19 protein-coding genes and 1 pseudogene are annotated in these 18,880 nt (G+C 48.4%); 14 read left to right on the forward strand and 6 right to left on the reverse strand.

The genetic code is table 11. From position 1 onward, the window contains the following. Nucleotides 1-68 precede the first annotated feature (68 nt). From ACOYW2_RS07210 to ACOYW2_RS07235, 6 genes are all read left to right on the forward strand, one after another. Nucleotides 69-770 carry a hypothetical protein gene (locus tag ACOYW2_RS07210; protein ID WP_482769935.1) on the forward strand — a complete coding sequence of 234 codons (702 nt, stop codon included), beginning with the start codon at nt 69-71 and terminating at the stop codon, nt 768-770. A gap of 108 nt (nt 771-878) precedes the next feature. Next, nucleotides 879-1,157, forward strand: a complete 279-nt coding sequence (locus ACOYW2_RS07215) for a hypothetical protein (RefSeq protein ID WP_482769936.1) — start codon at nt 879-881, stop codon at nt 1,155-1,157. A gap of 129 nt (nt 1,158-1,286) precedes the next feature. Further along, nucleotides 1,287-1,439 (forward strand): maltose acetyltransferase domain-containing protein, encoded by a 153-nt coding sequence (locus ACOYW2_RS07220; RefSeq protein ID WP_482769937.1) that lies wholly within the window; start codon nt 1,287-1,289, stop codon nt 1,437-1,439. Between the two features lie 126 nt (nt 1,440-1,565). Continuing rightward, a complete protein-coding gene (locus ACOYW2_RS07225; protein WP_482769938.1) occupies nt 1,566-1,850 on the forward strand; it encodes a DapH/DapD/GlmU-related protein in 285 nt (94 codons plus the stop codon). A gap of 1,009 nt (nt 1,851-2,859) precedes the next feature. Then, a complete protein-coding gene (locus ACOYW2_RS07230) occupies nt 2,860-3,063 on the forward strand; it encodes a hypothetical protein (RefSeq protein WP_482769939.1) in 204 nt (67 codons plus the stop codon). A 16-nt stretch (nt 3,064-3,079) separates the two neighbouring features. Then, the gene (locus tag ACOYW2_RS07235) at nt 3,080-4,159 is read left to right on the forward strand and encodes a hypothetical protein (RefSeq protein ID WP_482769940.1); all 1,080 of its coding nucleotides are present in this window, start codon (nt 3,080-3,082) and stop codon (nt 4,157-4,159) included. 211 nt (nt 4,160-4,370) lie between these two features. Here ACOYW2_RS07235 and ACOYW2_RS07240 read toward each other — a convergent pair. After that, nucleotides 4,371-4,688: pseudogene (locus ACOYW2_RS07240) on the reverse strand (hypothetical protein); the annotation flags it as partial. Nucleotides 4,689-4,863: 175 nt separating this feature from the next. After that, entirely contained in the window at nt 4,864-5,250 is a 387-nt protein-coding gene (locus ACOYW2_RS07245; protein WP_246317781.1) for a septal ring lytic transglycosylase RlpA family protein, read from the reverse strand. Between the two features lie 310 nt (nt 5,251-5,560). Between ACOYW2_RS07245 and ACOYW2_RS07250 the strand changes: the two genes are divergently transcribed. From ACOYW2_RS07250 to ACOYW2_RS07285, 8 genes are all read left to right on the forward strand, one after another. Next, complete coding sequence (locus ACOYW2_RS07250) at nt 5,561-6,007, forward strand: DUF3795 domain-containing protein (protein WP_482769941.1); 447 nt, start codon at nt 5,561-5,563, stop codon at nt 6,005-6,007. A 74-nt stretch (nt 6,008-6,081) separates the two neighbouring features. Continuing rightward, entirely contained in the window at nt 6,082-6,915 is an 834-nt protein-coding gene (locus tag ACOYW2_RS07255) for a class I SAM-dependent methyltransferase (protein ID WP_482769942.1), read from the forward strand. Nucleotides 6,916-7,714: 799 nt separating this feature from the next. Continuing rightward, nucleotides 7,715-7,927 carry a DUF1656 domain-containing protein gene (locus ACOYW2_RS07260; RefSeq protein WP_482416834.1) on the forward strand — a complete coding sequence of 71 codons (213 nt, stop codon included), beginning with the start codon at nt 7,715-7,717 and terminating at the stop codon, nt 7,925-7,927. Between the two features lie 11 nt (nt 7,928-7,938). Further along, the gene (locus ACOYW2_RS07265; protein WP_482769943.1) at nt 7,939-8,952 is read left to right on the forward strand and encodes an HlyD family secretion protein; all 1,014 of its coding nucleotides are present in this window, start codon (nt 7,939-7,941) and stop codon (nt 8,950-8,952) included. 20 nt (nt 8,953-8,972) lie between these two features. Continuing rightward, the gene (locus ACOYW2_RS07270; RefSeq protein WP_482769944.1) at nt 8,973-10,853 is read left to right on the forward strand and encodes an FUSC family protein; all 1,881 of its coding nucleotides are present in this window, start codon (nt 8,973-8,975) and stop codon (nt 10,851-10,853) included. 133 nt (nt 10,854-10,986) lie between these two features. Continuing rightward, the gene (locus ACOYW2_RS07275; RefSeq protein WP_482422332.1) at nt 10,987-11,511 is read left to right on the forward strand and encodes a MarR family winged helix-turn-helix transcriptional regulator; all 525 of its coding nucleotides are present in this window, start codon (nt 10,987-10,989) and stop codon (nt 11,509-11,511) included. Between the two features lie 733 nt (nt 11,512-12,244). Next, nucleotides 12,245-13,357 (forward strand): linear amide C-N hydrolase, encoded by a 1,113-nt coding sequence (locus ACOYW2_RS07280; protein ID WP_482769945.1) that lies wholly within the window; start codon nt 12,245-12,247, stop codon nt 13,355-13,357. Between the two features lie 89 nt (nt 13,358-13,446). Beyond that, nucleotides 13,447-13,974, forward strand: a complete 528-nt coding sequence (locus tag ACOYW2_RS07285) for a hypothetical protein (RefSeq protein ID WP_482769946.1) — start codon at nt 13,447-13,449, stop codon at nt 13,972-13,974. Between the two features lie 309 nt (nt 13,975-14,283). Here the strand turns inward: ACOYW2_RS07285 and ACOYW2_RS07290 are convergent, their stop codons facing one another. From ACOYW2_RS07290 to ACOYW2_RS07305, 4 genes are all read right to left on the reverse strand, one after another. Next, entirely contained in the window at nt 14,284-14,964 is a 681-nt protein-coding gene (locus ACOYW2_RS07290) for a hypothetical protein (protein WP_482769947.1), read from the reverse strand. 883 nt (nt 14,965-15,847) lie between these two features. Beyond that, nucleotides 15,848-16,588: a hypothetical protein gene (locus tag ACOYW2_RS07295; protein WP_482769948.1), complete on the reverse strand. Its 741-nt coding sequence runs from the start codon at nt 16,586-16,588 to the stop codon at nt 15,848-15,850. Continuing rightward, nucleotides 16,566-17,231: a hypothetical protein gene (locus tag ACOYW2_RS07300; protein WP_482769949.1), complete on the reverse strand. Its 666-nt coding sequence runs from the start codon at nt 17,229-17,231 to the stop codon at nt 16,566-16,568. The genes ACOYW2_RS07295 and ACOYW2_RS07300 overlap by 23 nt, the downstream gene beginning before the upstream one ends. An 859-nt stretch (nt 17,232-18,090) precedes the next feature. Further along, nucleotides 18,091-18,864, reverse strand: coding sequence for an ABC transporter substrate-binding protein (locus tag ACOYW2_RS07305; RefSeq protein ID WP_482769950.1), 774 nt, complete (start codon nt 18,862-18,864; stop codon nt 18,091-18,093). Between the last annotated feature and the right edge of the window lie 16 nt (nt 18,865-18,880).

An 18,880-nucleotide genomic window follows, 5' to 3' on the forward strand; every position in this document is an offset into this window, starting at 1 on the left:
ACTTTTTCGCTCTGCCGCACCCGTCGGGTGAAGCGCGGCGTTCTGCGTACCATATAAGGAAACATTCTATGTATGAGTTGCTCCTTAAATGGGGGATAGATAACCTCAGTAAATTCACAGGCATCAAAGGTAAGCATGAGTTAGATGTTATTAAAGAAGCTATATCAACAAAAAATAGCATCATTTTGGAACGCTTTAAAAAGAGCTGGGATCTTTATGAAAAAATGGTTGATCTTACTCTCGACGTAGAACAAGATCTTGAAAAATTTATAGAACAAACTGAAGAAACAGACGGCACATGGAAGTCGGCAAGACAATTCATCGGAAAATTAAGGTCTGATTTTCATCCGCCTTATTATCGTCGACTTCAAAAAATAAGAAGTATGTTTGAAGGCTCAAACGACCTAATTTCTTCTTATACCCATGTGTTTATAGAGATTGTTCACATTGACACACTTACTGACTTGGCAAAAGAAAAAAAAGAATATTCCAGGGGGAATATATGCCGTCTTTATAGAGGTTTGTGGACTAAATACAGTGAAATTGTATCAATTTTATTAAGGATAACTTCAACGGATCTTCGGTTTTGGGTAACTGATACTCCATATATTCACCACACAGATGAATGGGCAAAACAGGATTTTGACAAAACAATGGAATTTTTTCGGTCAAAAAACTGGCAAGGCAAAAGATTTCATATCGCTCTTGAATATAGAAAAGGCCTTGATAAATTTTGGCACGATTTAGAAGCGTTTCATAATAAAAATTAGGAGCGCAGAACAATAAAATAAACTCGGACGTCACAAAGCTGCTCCCCTCGTTTCTCGCTACACAGCTTCGTGACGCCGTTTATTTAAGCGTTATGTTTCCAAAATCATATGAATATTATCTTTAATGAATATTGGAAGACGACTGAAATTTTGATCAAAAATCCAATTCGAGATGGTGTAATTGATGTTACTTTAGCCATCTCTGATGGCTCAGACACTCGATCATTTCGGTTTCACGGTTCTCGTGATGTTGAAGAGCTTATGTCAATTTTTCATGCCCGGCGAATAGAAATTACAGAAGATGTAGAATCTCAAAAAGAGTTTGGCCGCTTTACACTTAGTTTCACAGGTGACTCAAATCACAAAAGAATACTCCACATGTGTTGAAATTACTAAATATAACAATTACTTTAGGAGCTATGCCAAAGCTGGTCGCTGCTTTATCAGCTGGTCGTTCCTATCATATTTTTGGGTCGGCATGGCCATGTGTTAAGTTCAAAATATTAGGTATCAGCGATGAAAAGTGAAAAAGATAAAATGTTGAAGGGGGAATTATATGATGCTTCTGATACTATTCTTTTAGATGAGCGAAAGAAAGCTCGTGAATTGATTCACAGGCTCAACTACACTGAATATGGAAATGATTCTACATATCGAAGAAGTAATTGAACACGCTTTTACCCAAACTCAGCGACAGACATAATTATTGAGCCTCCATTTTATTGTGACTACGGGTACAATATTTATTCTGGTAGCAAAGTCTTTTTCAATTTTAATTGTGTTTTACTGGATGTAATGCCAATTGAGATAGGATCAAATGTTCTATTTGGTCCAAATGTGCAAGTTTATACAGCAACCCATCCTGTTGATGCTATTAGGCGACGTGAAGGATTAGAATCTGCAAAATCAGTAACAATTGGTGATGACTGCTGGATTGGAGGTAACGCCGTAATATTGCCAGGAGTTACAATTGGCAAACGATGCGTAATTGGCTCGGGGGCCGTTGTTACCAAAAGTATTCCGTCAGATGTTACTGTGGTAGGGAATCCTGCCAAGCAAGTTCATAACAACAATGCTTAACATGGCCCTGAACTCGGATATTTATCGTGTCGCCTCGCGCCACGATAAATGCCGGTTAGCTTGGCGTTCTGTGCCAATAACACATAATAATCAATAAATGGAAACCGGTACTATATGAGCAGAAGTATTCATAAAACGGTAAAGGGTGTGTTTCGTAACAAATCGAAAGCTCAGGTTAACAGAATGATCTCTGAATACGATCCCGATGTTTTGGAATTGGCCCAAAAATACTCTTACAAGAGTACTGAGCGGTCAAAAAGGCAAATTGATAAGTTTCTTCGTGATCATCTCGAAGACTAAAATGGAAACAGGGGACAGGTTCTTTATACTCTCTTTGTTTCCGACGACGCCCATGCACCTTCCATGGGCGACGTCGTTTCCAACCCCTTACCCCACCTTTTATCCTTTTGAGTCGTTTTATCAATCCCCCTTTGAAACACAAAAAGTGACAGGTAGATCCGTTGATCGGTTACCGCCAGTTTCTGGCCCGGGTCTTTGGTCGGTTCGCCGGTCTCCAGAAGCTGTTTTCATCACGTTTGTCCGGCTTGTTTTTCAAGTAAGGCTTTTCTCTGATAGGTAGGATGTTGTGTGAATACATAAAAAATCAAGTGGTTTACCAGTTGGGTTAGACTAAAATGATTTTGACCCACGGGTCAGTTTTGTGGTAAACATCGTTAATCAAATGTATCGATGTTTGGCTCCGGCAGGAACGCCGTCCGGGGCGGAAAACCGGCCGGTCAATGGCAACACGCTAACGACGTCGCCGGGATTCACCGCACGGCAGGTGCCGGATCCTTTGGCCCGGATATTCCGTGAGAAAACGATCAGTCCATAAGACGGTATTACATCTGGTTACGCAGAAAAAAACAGGCATGCCAAAAAGGCAACATGGAATGTACTGTTTTTTGGGCGATTTTCTCACCATTGATGACATATCCGGCTTGGGTATCGAAGATGCCACCCTTGCATCGGTGGCCACGGACAGACTGTTTATCCATATCAGGGAGGTATGATGAAAAAACATGCATGGTTCATGGCCTTTATGCTTTTCGCCGCAGCGGTCCTTGCAGGATGCCGCGAAGACACTGCCGTTATCACCAACCTTGGGGGCACCCAGGGCAAGACCCTTCTTCTCAACACCAACGACCCCGACAACGTTCGGCCAACTTTTTTTTCTCTCTCTCTCTCCAACCGCAACGGAGCTGGCCATTGAGACACACACCCTTCAGGTGCGTCACATCTGGGACATGGTCCTTTCCGGCGACGGCGCCAAGCTTCTGGTGGGCACGCGCAACTCTGCCTTCACCAGCTGTGAGGTGGAAATCTACGACGCAGCATCTCTGTCCCGTCTGGCAAGCTTTTCCCTGAAGCGGTTTTGGGCCGACTATTACCGCATCGGCTTGAAACTGGCGGTAAACCCCGTGAGAGACGAACTCTATGCCATGGTCAAAGGGGACGAGATCCAGGATGTCCGCATCCGGGCCCTGGGGTTTGACGGCGCATTTCTCGGCCAAGACCTGACCATGAACGCAGACCACTGGGATTACAACTACGGCTTCGGCGTCTCTTCAAACGGCAGGCTGCTCATCGGGGTGTCCGACAAGATCTATCCCTTTGAGGCAACCGACGAAGGCCTCGTTCCCCTGCCGCCCATCGCCGGAGACGAAGATGAAGATTTCTCTTACCACGGCAAGGTCAAGGTCCTCTTTGCAGAGGATTTCAGCGTGGTTTACATCACCTCCTCCGGGGTCTATCTTCCCGGGACAACCAACCTGGGCGGTGTCTGCTCCGTGCTCAACGTTGGCAAGATTCTGGCCGGTGACCCCGATCCCTTTATCCACAGCACAGTGGACTTTATCTACGACGATTTTATCACCTGGGTGGCCGGCAACCTCAGCAGCACCGTGGGAGACATCCTGGATCCCCTCCAGCTCTACGGCATCGCCGACGCCTGCATGGTGGGCAACACCTGCTACATGGTCATCGCTTCCGTGGCCGGTCTCGGTACGGACATGGCCGACATCACCGACGGCAAGTACATCCTCTCCGCCTTTGAAACCATGCCCCTGGGGAGCCAGGTATGGCTCGGGGGCAAGGTGCTGACCCGTTACCCTTCAAGCCTTTCCGTCAACGGCGCAGGTGATACCCTGGTTGTTACCTATCCCTGGAACAAAGCCGTGGATATCCTGAAAAAGAAGGGCTCCTGGCTTACCCCCGAATCCACCCCCGTGGATCTGGACGCCCTGGAACCCCTCGGCAATGAAACCTACCCGAAAACCGTGGACATGACGGCTGTGGAGCGGGATTAGGTAAATAAAGCCAACAAGAAGCGCCTTCGACGGCCAACGTGGAGCAAAAAGAAAGCCTTCGGCGGGCAGGGGAGAGGGCACTATCTGATATCAGGATACCTTTCGTTTCCAAGCTCAGTCTGCAAACGAGAAAAAGAATAAAAGCGATGCCTCCGTCGGCAAGGTGCTCTACCTTGAAATCAGGTTACCGTTGGGGCTTGGCCCGCGCTCCTCAGGGCCAACCCCAGCGTTTTCTTCCTCCAACCGAACCGGTTTCGTTCCGGACACGAGGGTGGGAAATCCATCGTTTACAGCACACTTCGGAAGCCGTGTGCGCCATCGATTTTTCGGTGAAAAACGATGCGTATGTCCGCCTTTCCTTTCCCCTTTTATCCCACCACAATACCCACCGGAGAAGCAGTGCTGCGCCCCCCCTTGTCCATGACATGGGGGGCATTTTCGTGGTTTTGACGTCGCTGTGACCCATGAGCTCCTGAACAACACGGATAATCACGCTGTTTTCAAGGTGGTGGGCTGCAAAGGAGTGCCTGAACGTATGCGGTTAGCCTTGTTGAAATAGTCGGTTTTTATGGCAGATCCAAGTTGTGTCTGAGGGAATGCTTTTTTGTGTGCTCCAAGATGATTTTGAGGAGTTCACATAGAAAGACAGTTCCCAGTGGACACCAATCGACGAATCGCCGGATGGTCGGGTAGGGGGGCATGGGCTATTCGATCACTTCGATCCTGACGTTGATCACACCCGAAGCGGTGTTGCCGATATTGCTGAATGCAGAACGGGACAAGTCAATGATGCGCCCTTTAACAAAGGGCCCTCTGTCATTGATTTTGACGATAACGCTTTTGCCGTTTTTTACATTTGTTACTTTGACCTTTGATCCGAATGGAAGCCTTTTATGGGCGGCTGTCTTGGATAACTGATTGAACCTTTCACCACTTGCTGTTTTTCTGAATTGGTACTTCATGGCGTAAAAAGAGGCTTTGCCGCGTTCGGTATAACCAATCCAGTTCGAAGGGCTTTTCCTGGGAAGGCTCGTGCAACCTACGGTGAAAGCTACGATCATACAAAAAACGAATTTATTACCTGCTTTCAAAAAAACTCTCCTTTCAGGCTGTATCGTTTATATAACCTATAATATCAAGCGATGCGCTTGCGGTAGATCACAATAAGAGTTCCCCTATCTATCACACTGTCCATCTCTCCACCATGAAAAGGTGTGTGTGCTCACTCAGATGATCAGCCCGCCTTTCGCCTGGTTGTGTCGAAAAGGGCCGGGCTGGAGAGGCTCTTTTCATCTCATAAATCTTATCCATATCCCCCAAATGGGGGATGCTTTATTTTTACCGGCTGGATTATAATCTTTCCTGCCAAAATGAATCCAAAGCCGATGAGGAGGATCACTTATGGACTATTTTCAGATGACTGCGCCCTGTGGTCTCGATTGCTTTAATTGTCATTTCTATTTAGCCCGTGAAAACAAGGAGGTAAGAGCCGCTGTAGAAAAAATGTCCGAAGAATACAATGTGCCTGTTGAGATCATGCTGTGCAAAGGATGTCGACATCACGATGGCAAGATACCATTGCAAAAGCATCTCTTCGGCGATTCGCATCGCTGTGCCGCATATGAATGTTCTAAAACCAGGGAAGTTGATTTTTGTGGAGATTGTGACGAATTTCCGTGCGACAATTTGCACCCTTATGCTGACAGGGCTGCTGAGTTGCCGCACAATATGAAGGTCTTTAATTTGTGCCTGATAAACAGGATGGGGTTGGAAAACTGGGCTAAATCAAAGGCTCTTGACGTTCGTGAAACCTACTTTACTAAACCGTGGACTCTCTCTGAAAGATAAGCATATATTCGATAATATAACCTGCTGTTGTGTCCTTAAGGTTACGTTGTGCCTTAATGATACGAGGAGATCTCATGATGGAGAACCCCGGATTGAAAGAGGCTTACAAGAACACGTTTAATGCTATTTCTGCTGGGTATGGGCATTCGGCAATGCGGTTTTTTTCTGAGGCCCCTGATGAAGTCTCCTCTTTATTGAATATGAGGGGAGATGAGCATGTCATTGATGTGGCCACGGGCACTGGGTATGTGGCGTTTGCCCTTGCCAAGGATTTGCCGGATGGACATGTGACGGGCATAGATTTTTCAGAAGGTATGCTCGCACAGGCCATGGAAAACAAAAATAAACTGGGGATACCGAATGTTACATTTGTTGAAATGGATATGCAGGCGATTGATTACAAGGATAATCATTTCGATGTTGCGGTGAGTTCTTTCAGTATTTTTTTTGTTGAGGATATGGCAAAACAGCTGATCCATATAGCCAGTAAAGTTAAACCCGGAGGTGCGGTGCTTATAACAACATTTTCGGATAATGCCTTTACGCCTCTTGTAAATGTGTTTCTCAATCGTCTTGCAAAGTACGGTATTGAAGTATCAAGCATGGCCTGGAAAGGCGTTTCAACTAAAAAGCAATGCACCACTCTTTTTAAGTTCTCAGGATTGCAAAATATACACTGCGAGCAGAAAGAGTGTGGGTATTATTTAAGAGATGCCTCGGATTGGTGGTACATCATATGGAACGGGGGCTTTCGCTGGTTGGTAAGTCAACTTTCCGAAAAAGATTTTTTACAATTTAAAAAAGAGCACATGGCTGAAACGGACGAACTGGCTACAGACAAAGGGATCTGGCTCGACATGGGCGTGTTATACACCTTGGGTGAAAAAGGGCACAGCAACACAAGGTAACTCGGGTGTATATTTCCCTGTGTTTCTTTAGCACCGATTGTCTGGGAGGTTCACTCCTTCATGCTCATGGAAGCGCTGTCCACGTATGGATCTATCGTTTTTCTTGCGTTGTATTGTTGATGGTATGCGTGTGGTGGAAGAAACAGAACCCTTTGGAGTGTTTTGCAGGCGTTTTGGTGTTCCTTTCATTGATGGGGCAACAGTTAAGGACACACGAAATGACAGCAATCATAAAAAGCCTGTGCCCCGACCCCTGACCAAATCCCCCGACGAACAAACGATTCCTCAACATCCGTCCTATCCGGTCTTGTAATCCCTTGACACGTTCTGTGTTGTTCGCAGCGTTCTCAAGTGGACCTGCTGCTTTTCCCAGGCTTGGAATATGTTTTGAAAAATAATTTGACATCTAACTATCAGTCGTCTAATTAGGGTCTCCGTGATGTTTAAGCGACCCTGAAGGCAATGCTTGAGCACTTATCTAATGGCCATTTATCATGCATTATGTTTTCGGGATTGGTTGGTGAAGGGCCTGGATGAAGAGCTCAACACAGATCGATTACAGGTGGTTCAAAACAAGAGCGCAACTCTTTGGCTGCAACCGTCATTTAGGTGCCGCCCATTGACTTCGAAAGGCCCGAACACCCTTTTGGAGGGTAAATCTTCAGCTCAAGCAGGAAGGGCATTGTCAATGCCCTTCCTGCTTTGAACTGCCGGGGCAGGTTATGCCCCTTTTTCGTGGTGCTACAATGAAAACCCAGTGCCTTGCAAGGCACCTGAACCCATATGTGGAGTTTAAACCATGCCCGTTTCATTCATGGAGATCCCCTTTTGCGGCCTTTACTTTCCTCCGCTGCTTCCCATTGTCACCGGTGGTCTTGCCGGGGCGATGGTAACACGCCGTGTCTTAGAGGCATGCAACCTGATGCAGCGGTTCTGGCATCCGATGCTTGTGGTAACGGCCCTGGCAGCAGGGTACAGCGCTTTGTTGACCCTTATCACCACAACACCGTAAGGAGAGAGTGCATGAAGTTACAAAAAAACAGCCTTCATCGGCTGCTCGCAACCGGTGGACTGGTTCTTATCTCAGGGCTTCTTATGCTGACGGCGTACCGCAGATATGAGCTTCGACCATGGACCCGCCATGGTCTTGTGGAAGCAGATATCGTAGCCCTGGCGCCCCAGGTCAACGGCAAGATTTCTGACGTAAAGGTTACCGACAACGCAGAGGTCCGCAAAGGAGACGTCCTTTTTCGAATTGACGCAAGGCCATATATCCTGGCCCGGGACAGTGCTGCGTCCGCCCTTCGGAAGGCACGTCAGGAGGTGGCAACCCTGAGGGCCACAGTGGACATTGCCACGGCCCGAGTTAAATCGGCTGAGGCAACATACGTTAATACCAAACGAAACAAGGAGCGGTACGCGTTTCTCTTGAAGCATAACAGCATCAGTCAGAAGACCCTGGATGATGCGGTGATGGCCTTTGACGAATCGGCCTCTGCACTTGAAGCCTCACGGGCCGCACTGAAGGAAGCAAAAATGCGGCTTGGGGCCACAGGGGAGGACAACGTGCTCATCGAAAGCGCCCGCCTTCGCCTTGAGAGGGCTGAATTAGACCTCTCCTATACAGAAGTACGCTCTCCGGTGAACGGGCATGTTGTCAACGTAAGGATCAACCCCGGGGACTACGCGGTGACAGGTCAGCCTGTGATGGCGGTTGTGGATGACCAGAGTATCCATGTGATGGCAGCATTTAAAGAAACCCAGCTGGAATCCATCCGTATGGGGAGTCCTGCCACGGTGTCTCTTATGACCATGCCCGATACCCCGTTAAAGGGCCAGGTCAAGAGCATTGGCTGTGCCATCTCACCAAGTGAGTTTTCTGCCTCAGCAGGACTCGTTCCCAGCCTTCCTGCTGTATTTGACTGGGTTCGCCTGGCCCAGAGGGTACCCGTGGAGATAACTTTTTTATCAACAATCAAGGGCTTGAGGGTTATTCCCGGTACCACGGCATCCGTGGCCATCAGCACCGGATCCTGATACAGGGCAAGGAGAGCAACATGCAGATAAGGCAGGCGGGGTATGCGTTCCGTACGGGGCTTGCTGTGGCGGGGGCTCTGTATGCCTCGCTGTGGCTCGGACTGGAAAACCCCTATTGGGCTCCCACAACAATTCTTGTGGTTGAGGGGATGAATTATGGTGCCGTCTCAGACAAACTTTTTAAGCGCCTCGCAGGAAATATCGCGGGAACACTTGCAGGGCTTCTTCTCGTTGGCTTTACTGGCCTGCTGTACGCTCTGGCCTGCGGCTCTCTGGCCATGTTGGGGACCTACGCCATGCTCGAAACACGGCACCCTCAGTTTTGGCGATGGGCCGTTGTGGCCGCCGGGTTGGTAACCCTCACCCGTGTCAACGCACCGATCCTTGCGTTTTATCTGGCCGTGGACCGTGTCTGCGGTGTGGCCATAGGCCTTGTGGCCGCAGCTCTCTCCCACCAGGTGGTTCTTCCGAGATATGCCGGTGAAGACTATCGGACCAACCTCGGTCGTCTCATAGAAAAGCTCTCCGCGCTGTCCGGTCAACGGGCCGAACAGGTTGCCCAGGGTAGTGTTTCGCCTTTGCTTCAACCGGGAGAGCTTTGCGGTGGCGTTGCCCTGTTGCGGGATGAGCTGCGTCATGCCTGCCGTGACACAAATGCATTCCGTCGAAAACGTCTGAGTCATGAACGCGTTCTTGCCATTTTGGACGACCTGGCCGCTCATCTCACCCTGATTTGCACCGAGCCTCCCTCAGCCTCCTTTGACGTGACGTCCCGAAGCCTTTCGGCATGCTACCTTCGCACTCTTGCAAACAGGTTGCGTACCCTTCGAGCGGAACTTTCCTGTTGTGGTGACGCATCATGCCAGCGTCATGACGACAACGATTCCGGGCCTGTTCCATCTAAATCCTTCCAGGGGCCCTGGTGTGAACTCATTTCATTGGCCCATGAGTGCATGGACCGCCTTGAATATGAAACCAGGCTCTGTTTCCTTGCTGAGGACACCACAGCCGACTGCATTGAGAAGGCTTATCACCCCATGCGGGAGGATCCTTACGGCGGCCCCTTTCACAGTGCATTGAAAGCACTCCTTGCAGGAGGAGCAACAACCCTTGGTATGGTTTTGTGGCGGTTTACAGGCTGGCCCGGAGGGTCGGCCATCCCCCTTCTTGCCACGCTTCAGATTATTTTCTGTACAGCAGGGCCGGCTCTGACTCTGCCCTTTGTTATTGTCATCCAATTCGCTGCAATGGTTTTAAGCGCATTGCTTCTTTTTTTTGTTCTTCAGGTCATCCACAGTACCGAGTTTTTCTTTCTCGTGATTGCATCGATTTTTACGTTCTGGGGGTGGTTCATGCACGCTCCAAATCCACGCGTTCGGGGTTTGGGGATGCTGGTGGGGGTGCTGATGAACAGTTGTGCCTACAGTTATGCAGCGACCATGGCTTCATTCGCAGTGGTCACAAGTTATGCCTGGTGTATGGTTGGAGGTACCTTGGTTTCCGGTCTTCTCATTGCCCTTTTTTACCCCTCGTCCCCCAGGCGGCGGTTTCAGCTGCACGCGTCCTGTTGCTTTGAGCAGATCAGGCTGGCCCTTGCTACGCCATTGCCCCATGAATCCATGGAAAAACTTGGCATCGCCCGGCGACATGCTCAACTCATGTTGGCATGGGCAGGGCCTGCCAGCCGTGGGATGTGCTCCGTCCGGGCAAACCATGCTTACATGGCGGCGTTGGCTGCGGAGTGCCTTTCAAGGTCCCTGGCCCACGGATTGGCTTATGACAAAGGCGCACACAATCGCGACGGAGTCATGGATGGTGCGTCTATGAAGGCCTCAACCGAACTGCACAGGATTTATCGCGATCATGCAGGTCAGCTTGCCTTGACGCATATGCCGTCATAACCTCCGTAACCTGAATCGCTGTACGGACCGGCAGGGAGGCCGGGATATCTTTCGTTGACACCGCCCGTTAAGATTTTTACATATAGGCGCTTCAAGGCGAAGCTCCAAAAAACTGTAAAAGGCGGACGGCAACATGATAAAAAAAGAGATGCTCCAAGCACAACTTTCTTATGTGCGTGAACAGCAAGACATTGATGACTCCCTTTTTGAAACGACCATGAATTGGTTTTTGGAAGTGGAGAAACTTCATGAGATGCTGAAGCTGCTGACGGAAACCATCAGCGGCCAACCCAAGGGGCGTTTTGATATGCTCAGGGGGCTTTATCTTCACCCGGAAGGAATCATGAGGCCCGCTGACCTTGCAATCGTGGCCGAGATGACCCGGGCGTCTTCTTCCCACAACCTTGATGTGTTGGAACGGGACGGCCTTGTTCATCGAAAAACCGACCCCAACGATCGACGCTCTGCCATGGTCAGTCTGACGCCAAAAGGGCACAAGATCATGTCCGAAATCCTGCCCAGTTACCTGAAAGCCATCCAGGCCGTTGCTCAAACGACGTCTTCTCCCCTGACCGACGCTTCGATTTTAAGGATAAAGGGTTATAACGCCCATATTAAGGCCCTGGTCCAGTCCATTAAGGATTCCCAAAATAAATAGTCACATCGGACTTTCACCTCACCGGCAAAATTTGATTTTAGATAAAAAGCTGACATAGGCTCTTTTTTGAGTATTACACTCAGGATATGAAGAGCCTGTCCCGTTTTTTCTTTTTTATTTACAAGCCTGATTCCTTGTGAAATGCTTGCTTTTCGCAAGGAAGAAAAAATAGCTAGCATAAAGTCAAAACTTTTAGAGTTCTCCCCCCCTGTCAACCTGCTTATGCCACGCGAAACAGAAACTGTTTCGCAACTGGCCGATGACAAAGACCGCTGAGACGCTGTATGTCTCTGAATGTAGCGCCAAGATACATCTGAAAGATATATATTAAAAAAAAACAGGGGCTAACAGCCGCATCGATACGCTGAGAAGAGAGCGGACGTTGAGCCTGCTTATCGTAACCTGAAGGGCTTCGATTTATCAGTGTCCCTTGCGGTTTTCCTCGTTCATATGACCAGAAAATGTTTTTCCCAGAAATGAAGGCAGGGCGTTTCGCAAAATACTCCATTCGGGGAATTATCATGGCAGTTCAATGCGGTCTATGCTGGCTGCCATTACCTGCTGCACGATCAACGCATGGAAAGCCGTGGAGGATATCCATGGCATGGGCGACGCAAAGGCGTTTCATTGCATTGGTTTTGGTGGGTGTCGGTCGTGAAACAGGTGTGTGCAGTCACGTGTGCCGGTGACCGTACCGGCGATAATAAAAATCCATAATACGGGAGATCGATTCATGTTCGGACGTAAGTTGACGGGTTGGTTGACAGGTATCCTGCTGCTGTTCTTGTTTTGCTTTGCCTCTGCGGAGGCGTGCACCGGGGTGAGATTGATGGCGGAAGACGGATCGTGCGTCTATGGTCGTTCCATGGAATGGGGTGCCTTTGATTTGAACTCAAGGGTGGCCATTGTACCCCGCGGGTATGCATTCAGGGGACTGACTCCGGATGGTAACAACGGCAAGGCCTGGGAATCGGTGTACGGGGTTGTTGCCCTGGATATGCTCAAAAAGGATACGCTCTCAGACGGCATGAATGAAAAGGGGCTCACGGCAGGGTTGTTCTACCACCCCGGTACTGCCGAGTACATGGCTTACGACCCCGTCAATGCAAAGGATACAATCACCGCAGTGGATGTGGTCGCCTATATCCTTACGCAATACGCCACCGTGGACGAGGTCAAAAAAGGGATGGAAGGGGTGCGCCTTGTGGCCGTAGTGGAAGAGGCCCTGGAAATACCTGTGGACGCCCATTGGATCGTCACCGAACCCTCGGGCAAGTCCGTGGTTATCGAGTGCCTGAAAGGGAAAATTCGTTTTTTCGACAACCCTCTGGGAGTGATTACCAACTCGCCTTCCTATGACTGGCACATGACCAACCTCAGGAACTATGTAAAGCTCACTTCAGAGGAGGCCTCGGGCAAAGAGCTTGAAGGTGTTGAGGTGAATCCCACAGGCGGAGCAAGTGGTATGATCGGGCTGCCCGGTGATTTTACGCCGCCCTCCCGCTTTGTCCGGGCCGTTGCCTGGACCCAGACTGCACGCCCTACAAAGCATTCCAGTGAAACCGTCTACGAAGTGTTTCGGATTCTCGATAACTTTAACCTGCCCCTGGGATCAGGGGAAGGCTCCAATGAGGAAACGGTTGACCTGAAAGGGATGAGGAGTTCAACCCTCTGGACCACGGCCTGGGACCAGAGTGAGCACAAGTTGTATTTCCATACGCAACACAACCGGCGGGTTCGAAAAGTGGACCTGGACCGCATCGATTTTACCAAAAATAGGATCTGGCACATCACCCTGGACTCCAAAAAAGAGCAGGATGTCTGGGATATAACCCCCTCTGTATAGAAGCTGTCCGCTTTACACGTAAAACGCCCCAGCCCTTCTTCAATGATGGACTGGGGTTGTTTTTTTCTTTTTGAAGAGTCTTTACAATCTTGAGAAATTTGTGCGAGTGTGAGCTCAAGTCGAAATCCGGTTCCTGCCATTATAATAAATTCAGGAGTTCACGACGTGAAAATGAATTTTTACCAAAGAAAAAAGAGTTCAGGCAGCTTCTTCTTGATCTTGTATATATTGCCAATTGGGTAATGAACGCTCGAAAAATTGAGAAGGACGCAGGTACAGAAAAATACGAGGAGCTTGTTCAAAAAGTATATTCCTTTGCCAAAGATTTTAAATATGAAAGTCTGATTGAATATAATAAACAGCTTGAAGGGTTTTTCCCCACAAACCGGTTTGAAATGGACGAGGATGTTCATCACTACATAGATGAGTACGATGATGAGTGCTTTTGGGAATCATTGTGCCAAGAACTCGGTAAACGTGATTTTTTAGAAGAGGTTGGTAAGGAAGAGGCAGAAAAAATGGATTCCATCGACCGATTTACCGCAATCAATCAATGCGCCGAGAAGTACTCACGTGAGTTCGAAGAGAGCGGAATTAAAAACCTCAGGATCCCCTGATTGTCTGGTGTTGATCAAAGGGGCTTGAGAGTTAAAAGGCGGCAGCCGGTTTTCCTCCTGGGGGCTGGCCGGTTGTTGCGTCACTCACGACAACACAATGACGGGTGGCCAAATGAATCCCATAATTTGTATAAATTCGTTTTTCCAGAAGTGTCCCGGAAGATCAAATAGAAAGAGAGACAGGCTCATCGTGATGACCAGTGCAATACTTCTCCTGATATCCCCCTGAAAAATCATGTATCGCCACATATATCGTAATGGAAGAGGAACAGCGAACTTGCGTGTTGTGAACCTAAAAGAGACAGCCCTTTAACGCCTGACGTCCTTATTTACCGGTACGATAACTTCTACGCTGGCTAAATCAAAGTCACGCTGGACATTGATTTTTCCTTCCCCCGAGGCGATGAGAGTGGCTCGATCTTGATCGATATCAAAAATATCCACTTTAAAGTTTGCAGATTTGATCAAGACATCTTTGAACGTATAGTTGAACATGTTTCTGCTTTCCATGTCACGGATGTTACCCCATCCATGGTCCCCTGATTTATTCTTTGGGGGGTAAGCAATTTGGGTGTTGTCGGAAAACGTGATCAAATAGCCGATATCAGGCGCGCCGGCTTCATCGGTGACTCTGTTGGGTTCATCCCAGTAATTTCCACTTTTATCTGTTGGCTTTACCATGACAGACAGGGTCCCCAATACCGGGAACGTACAGTTGCTTCTGTCAATCTTTGGGCTATTGTTCTCCTCGATGATATTCGCCGTTGGGTTATTGATCGTATAGTGGTTCGTTATGATATTGCTGTGGTTGTTGGCGGTTCCTCCGTTTTGGGCAATGCTGCTGTTTTTGGTATTGTCTCCACTGCCAAAGGCAACCTGGTTGTCACCAATTCTCGATAACGAACTGTCGCTGATTGACGACTGGCACCCTGTGGATACCAGAACGCAAGCTGTAAGAGTCATAAGAGCTTTTAATACGGGCGTTTTCATTATTGGTTTCCTTTCGCTTCAAAAGAATCAGGCTTTGTTGGCGTCATTGAGGCTTGGGCTGATAAGTCGATGGGCCCACACAGGAATCACCCCCACAGAAGCAAAAAAAATTTGACGACGGACATGTTGATGAAATCCGGGAGCTGGTTTTCAAAAGGCGCAGGCTAATCCTTCCTCGGATTTCGGGCGAGATGCTGTTAAATTCGAATTCATCACCGCAAAAGGCGGCGTATGTATGAATCGACTTCTGAAAAGCATTAAAGCGCGAAGCATTCACAATTTACCGATGACGTGTCTTTTCTTATAAGAGTCTTTTTTTCAATCAAGTTTTGTGAGCACTGTGGTGTGCGGTACCAACGCCGAGGGAGATACGGCCATGCCTGATAGCTTATAGCCCTTGTTGCTGTTCGTGTATGTCATACTGATCATCGTCATTTGCGTAAAGCGGTTCGGCTCTTGAGGTTTTTGGTGTGCTAAATGCGTTAGTGGTTTGGATTGGGTAACTCCTTCGAAAAGAATGCTTGAAATCTTATCAGTTTCTCCTGTAATACGTTAAAATAGTCTACATTCAAAGCTCTTGTGCCTTTTTTCTGGTAGAATAATGGTTTCCCACAGTCCCCTAAGGCTCGTCTTCACAGGTGGCTTCTGTATCTCACTTGCTAATGCAAACGAAGTGCACCCGACATGGCAATTATTTAAACAAAAATGGATATTTTGTTAAATGTGAAGGGCCAGATGCCGGGTGCGGAACAATCTTTTAGTAAAATGAATAAACAAAAAATACCTGTTTATCCACTTTCTGCTTTGGTGTGCTAACGGGTTTAATACTTAGTCTTCTGGATCATTGTAGTTGACAGATTGAAAATTGACAGTCATGCGGTCTTCATAGTAAAGACGACAGCCTTCGAATCGGTTTGTGCTTGGGTTGCGTTTGGAACATGTAGGCTACGCCATGTACGCCTCTCATCAACATCGTTCCCGCTCGTGATTCGTCGGGGTTGGCGAACCAGACGCATTCAGAATCAGGTTTCAGAAGTTCCGTGGAAAGCGTGGGCCAACCGCGAACCCGTTGCCCGGACGGGAAATGGAAATAGAAAAATTTTGTAAATTCGTTACTCCCATTTTCATAGAACAGCTTCATCGCATCAATTTCGGTGTCGCCTCCCACAATGTTCACATTGTGATAGAAAACCATGCCGTTGTCTTCAACTGACTCGGTTAACGTTCTGTAATCCATTGATTGTTTGGTGTGTCCTGAATCTTGGCCGTAGGAGAAGCTGAGGCTTCCCTCAGGCCCTTCGGGGCCGCCCCCTCCGGTAAAGCCAATATCCCATTTATACCCGGCAGAAATTGATGTAGAGTTGGCCTGGTTGATGGGAACGTAGTCTTGGATTTTTCCGAACGCATCGCTATCTGGTTTGAACTCAATGCCTGTCAACCCCTGAGCCCAGCCTCTGTGCTTATGATCGTTTCGAATCATTTGTTCGCCGTGGACCACGGCTTCGAAGCCAGTACCACCCACCATGGCATTGAGAACCTTTACCTTCGCTGGGCTATTGGCAGCAAGCAGGTTGGAGTTAGAGTAGAAGTCGTTTCTGGGTCTATTTCGTTTTATCTGTTTCACCTGAAGGGTCTGCGAAGACCCAACTCTGCCACTCCATATCCCGGTGATGAGACCACTTACGATTATTGGGAATTTCGCTTTTTTGGAAGGGTGAGTCTTGTAACACCTCGAGTTTTTTCTCTACGGTCTGAATGTTTTTGAGAGCGCAAAGGACTCTTTCCTCAATATCAACAGCGTCGGTTGTTACGTAGGGTGACTCAGGCCGAGAGATTGCTTGAACTACAGACTCTTCGTCTCCGTATTGTCCTTTGGGAATTTCGGAATCAGCAAAATAGCAGTCCTCTCTTGTTGTGCCTATATCCATGTAAGACATGGAATAGTAGAACTGGCCTCTTCCCTGGACAATAAGTGCTGCCTCGACCTTGTCTGAACCACAGCCGCTCAGCTCAGTAAGAAGTTTGACCGTAGGGCTTTCGATGATGATGGGAATGCCTCTTTTCAGAGCGGTGGCTACGCGCTCATCCCGAATGGCTTCGGCTTCACCGAAAGATTCGGTATCGACGAACAAAAGGTTGTGGCCGTCGACCTGAGACGTCCGGGGGCTTTCCGTTTTGACGAATTCTTCAGAGACGCTGTTGTTTTTTTCAAGGGCGTCTCGGAGGGCGGAATGCTTGTTGCTCAAGATAACCAGGTTACGTTTCATGACTTTTGACTCCTTTCACGTTATGGTGTTGATGAATTATCGCCCCGGATCAGGCATCGGGATTGATGGACCTGACCCTTAAAGCGAATGGGGCCTGTAGAAATCGTCGAATAATGAATTAAGGTGTGTTCTCTTTTTTTAAGATCTGAGTTCTAAACCGTTTGATTTTGTTTTCAGGTGCCCTTTATCTACTTGGCTGTATTGAACCGCTTATGTCTTTTTCGCTAAATGCTGACGCAATAAAATTTCAGGAGGGCGATGTGGTGCTTATGGCTCTCTTTTAAGCCAATGAATTTGATGCGTAAATCCCCCGAAAGAGAGATTTTTATGACTTTTTTTCTACCTATTTTGGGGTATGTTGTGCGGTAATCTTTCGAAATTAATGATTTTTCCTTAGAAGGGGATTATGGTCGAAAAACGAATTTTGTTTTCGATTTGTTCTTTGCACGGAGGCAATGGATTTTAGGGTATGGTGAACGGACGTGTAGCGATACCGTTGAGATTCATGGTTTCTTGCCTGGAATAAAAGGATCGTTGGGATGGTCGAGACAATTTCTTGGGGCGTGTTAGTTGCCTGCCGAGGACATGTCGATAACGTATTGGACGTTGGCAGCATTCGTTTTATCAAAATTCGGCAACGTTAGATGATGGGTAAATCTCCCAAAAAGGGGAGGAGGGTGTGTTTATCTCCCCCTTTCGGGGTAGAGGGGGAGTTCAATGCGGAGTACAGGCATGATGTTGACGTTCGGTGGTAAGTCGGTGACGTGACAGAACCTGGGAACATGGAATGATGCGGTGTGCCATGAACGGTGGTGATCTTGATTTTCAAAAGAGCCTGCCCCTCTTATTGCTTACTCCCTTATTGCAGAACCCGCTGGGCGGTGAAGAGGGTTGTGAATGTCTGCAGGTCCTCGGGGATGGTCAGGCCAAGTGACTTGGCCCGTCCCAGGTTGATGCATCGTTCACCCCGGCGAGGCGTGGTGACGGCGAAGTCACTTGGCGGCTGGCCCTCTAATATATATGCGGCCAGTGTGCCTGCGTGGTAGCCCTGCTGAAACCCGGAGATTGCCTCGGAGAGCAACAGGCCGTCCTCTACGGCCCATTTCCAGAATCCCACTTCAGGCAGGCGGTTGTTTTCCAATGTCCATCGCAAAACCTGTTCCGGGGCGATTTCATTTCCTTTTTCGTCTTTCACCACATGGTAGGTGAGCACAACCAGCGCATTAGCCTTTTTCTGCATGTCCCGAACAAAGTGTTGCCATTCATGAAAAGTTGTTGCCGCCTTGATACCTGCAATGGTGACATGGGCCTCGTTGGCCTGCGCTGTGATGCGTTCCAGGATAGGGCGCGAGGTGGGGCCGTTGTCGCTGATGACAGCAATACGCGATGCGTCGGGGAGGACGCGTTTCAGAAGGCGCATGGAGCCCTTGAAGCGTTCCCGTTCCATGCAGCCTGTGACGTTGTGCCCAGGAGCCATAAGGCTGTCGATGCATTCATACTCTGTCGGGTCGGCGTTGATCCCTGTAAACACGATGGGCCAATGGGTGTCTGTGAGTTGAGTGACCACGTAGCGAAGGGCATTGTCGTCGCTTGCAATGATAACATCCGGTTCCAGCCTGTTGATGAGGTCCATGGCCTTCTGGCTTTGT

The organism is Desulfoluna sp. CLI2B, from assembly GCF_056847375.1.

Excerpts from the sequence above, each read along its gene's own strand:
- ACOYW2_RS07210 (WP_482769935.1), top strand. The coding sequence starts at position 69 with ATGTATGAGTTGCTCCTTAAATGGGGGATAGATAACCTCAGTAAATTC.
- ACOYW2_RS07215 (WP_482769936.1), top strand. The coding sequence starts at position 879 with ATGAATATTATCTTTAATGAATATTGGAAGACGACTGAAATTTTGATC.
- ACOYW2_RS07220 (WP_482769937.1), top strand. The coding sequence starts at position 1,287 with ATGAAAAGTGAAAAAGATAAAATGTTGAAGGGGGAATTATATGATGCT.
- ACOYW2_RS07225 (WP_482769938.1), top strand. The coding sequence starts at position 1,566 with ATGCCAATTGAGATAGGATCAAATGTTCTATTTGGTCCAAATGTGCAA.
- ACOYW2_RS07230 (WP_482769939.1), top strand. The coding sequence starts at position 2,860 with ATGATGAAAAAACATGCATGGTTCATGGCCTTTATGCTTTTCGCCGCA.
- ACOYW2_RS07250 (WP_482769941.1), top strand. The coding sequence starts at position 5,561 with ATGGACTATTTTCAGATGACTGCGCCCTGTGGTCTCGATTGCTTTAAT.
- ACOYW2_RS07255 (WP_482769942.1), top strand. The coding sequence starts at position 6,082 with ATGATGGAGAACCCCGGATTGAAAGAGGCTTACAAGAACACGTTTAAT.
- ACOYW2_RS07260 (WP_482416834.1), top strand. The coding sequence starts at position 7,715 with ATGCCCGTTTCATTCATGGAGATCCCCTTTTGCGGCCTTTACTTTCCT.
- ACOYW2_RS07265 (WP_482769943.1), top strand. The coding sequence starts at position 7,939 with ATGAAGTTACAAAAAAACAGCCTTCATCGGCTGCTCGCAACCGGTGGA.
- ACOYW2_RS07270 (WP_482769944.1), top strand. The coding sequence starts at position 8,973 with ATGCAGATAAGGCAGGCGGGGTATGCGTTCCGTACGGGGCTTGCTGTG.
- ACOYW2_RS07275 (WP_482422332.1), top strand. The coding sequence starts at position 10,987 with ATGATAAAAAAAGAGATGCTCCAAGCACAACTTTCTTATGTGCGTGAA.
- ACOYW2_RS07280 (WP_482769945.1), top strand. The coding sequence starts at position 12,245 with ATGTTCGGACGTAAGTTGACGGGTTGGTTGACAGGTATCCTGCTGCTG.
- ACOYW2_RS07290 (WP_482769947.1), bottom strand. The coding sequence starts at position 14,964 with ATGAAAACGCCCGTATTAAAAGCTCTTATGACTCTTACAGCTTGCGTT.
- ACOYW2_RS07300 (WP_482769949.1), bottom strand. The coding sequence starts at position 17,231 with ATGAAACGTAACCTGGTTATCTTGAGCAACAAGCATTCCGCCCTCCGA.
- ACOYW2_RS07305 (WP_482769950.1), bottom strand. The coding sequence starts at position 18,864 with ATGGACCTCATCAACAGGCTGGAACCGGATGTTATCATTGCAAGCGAC.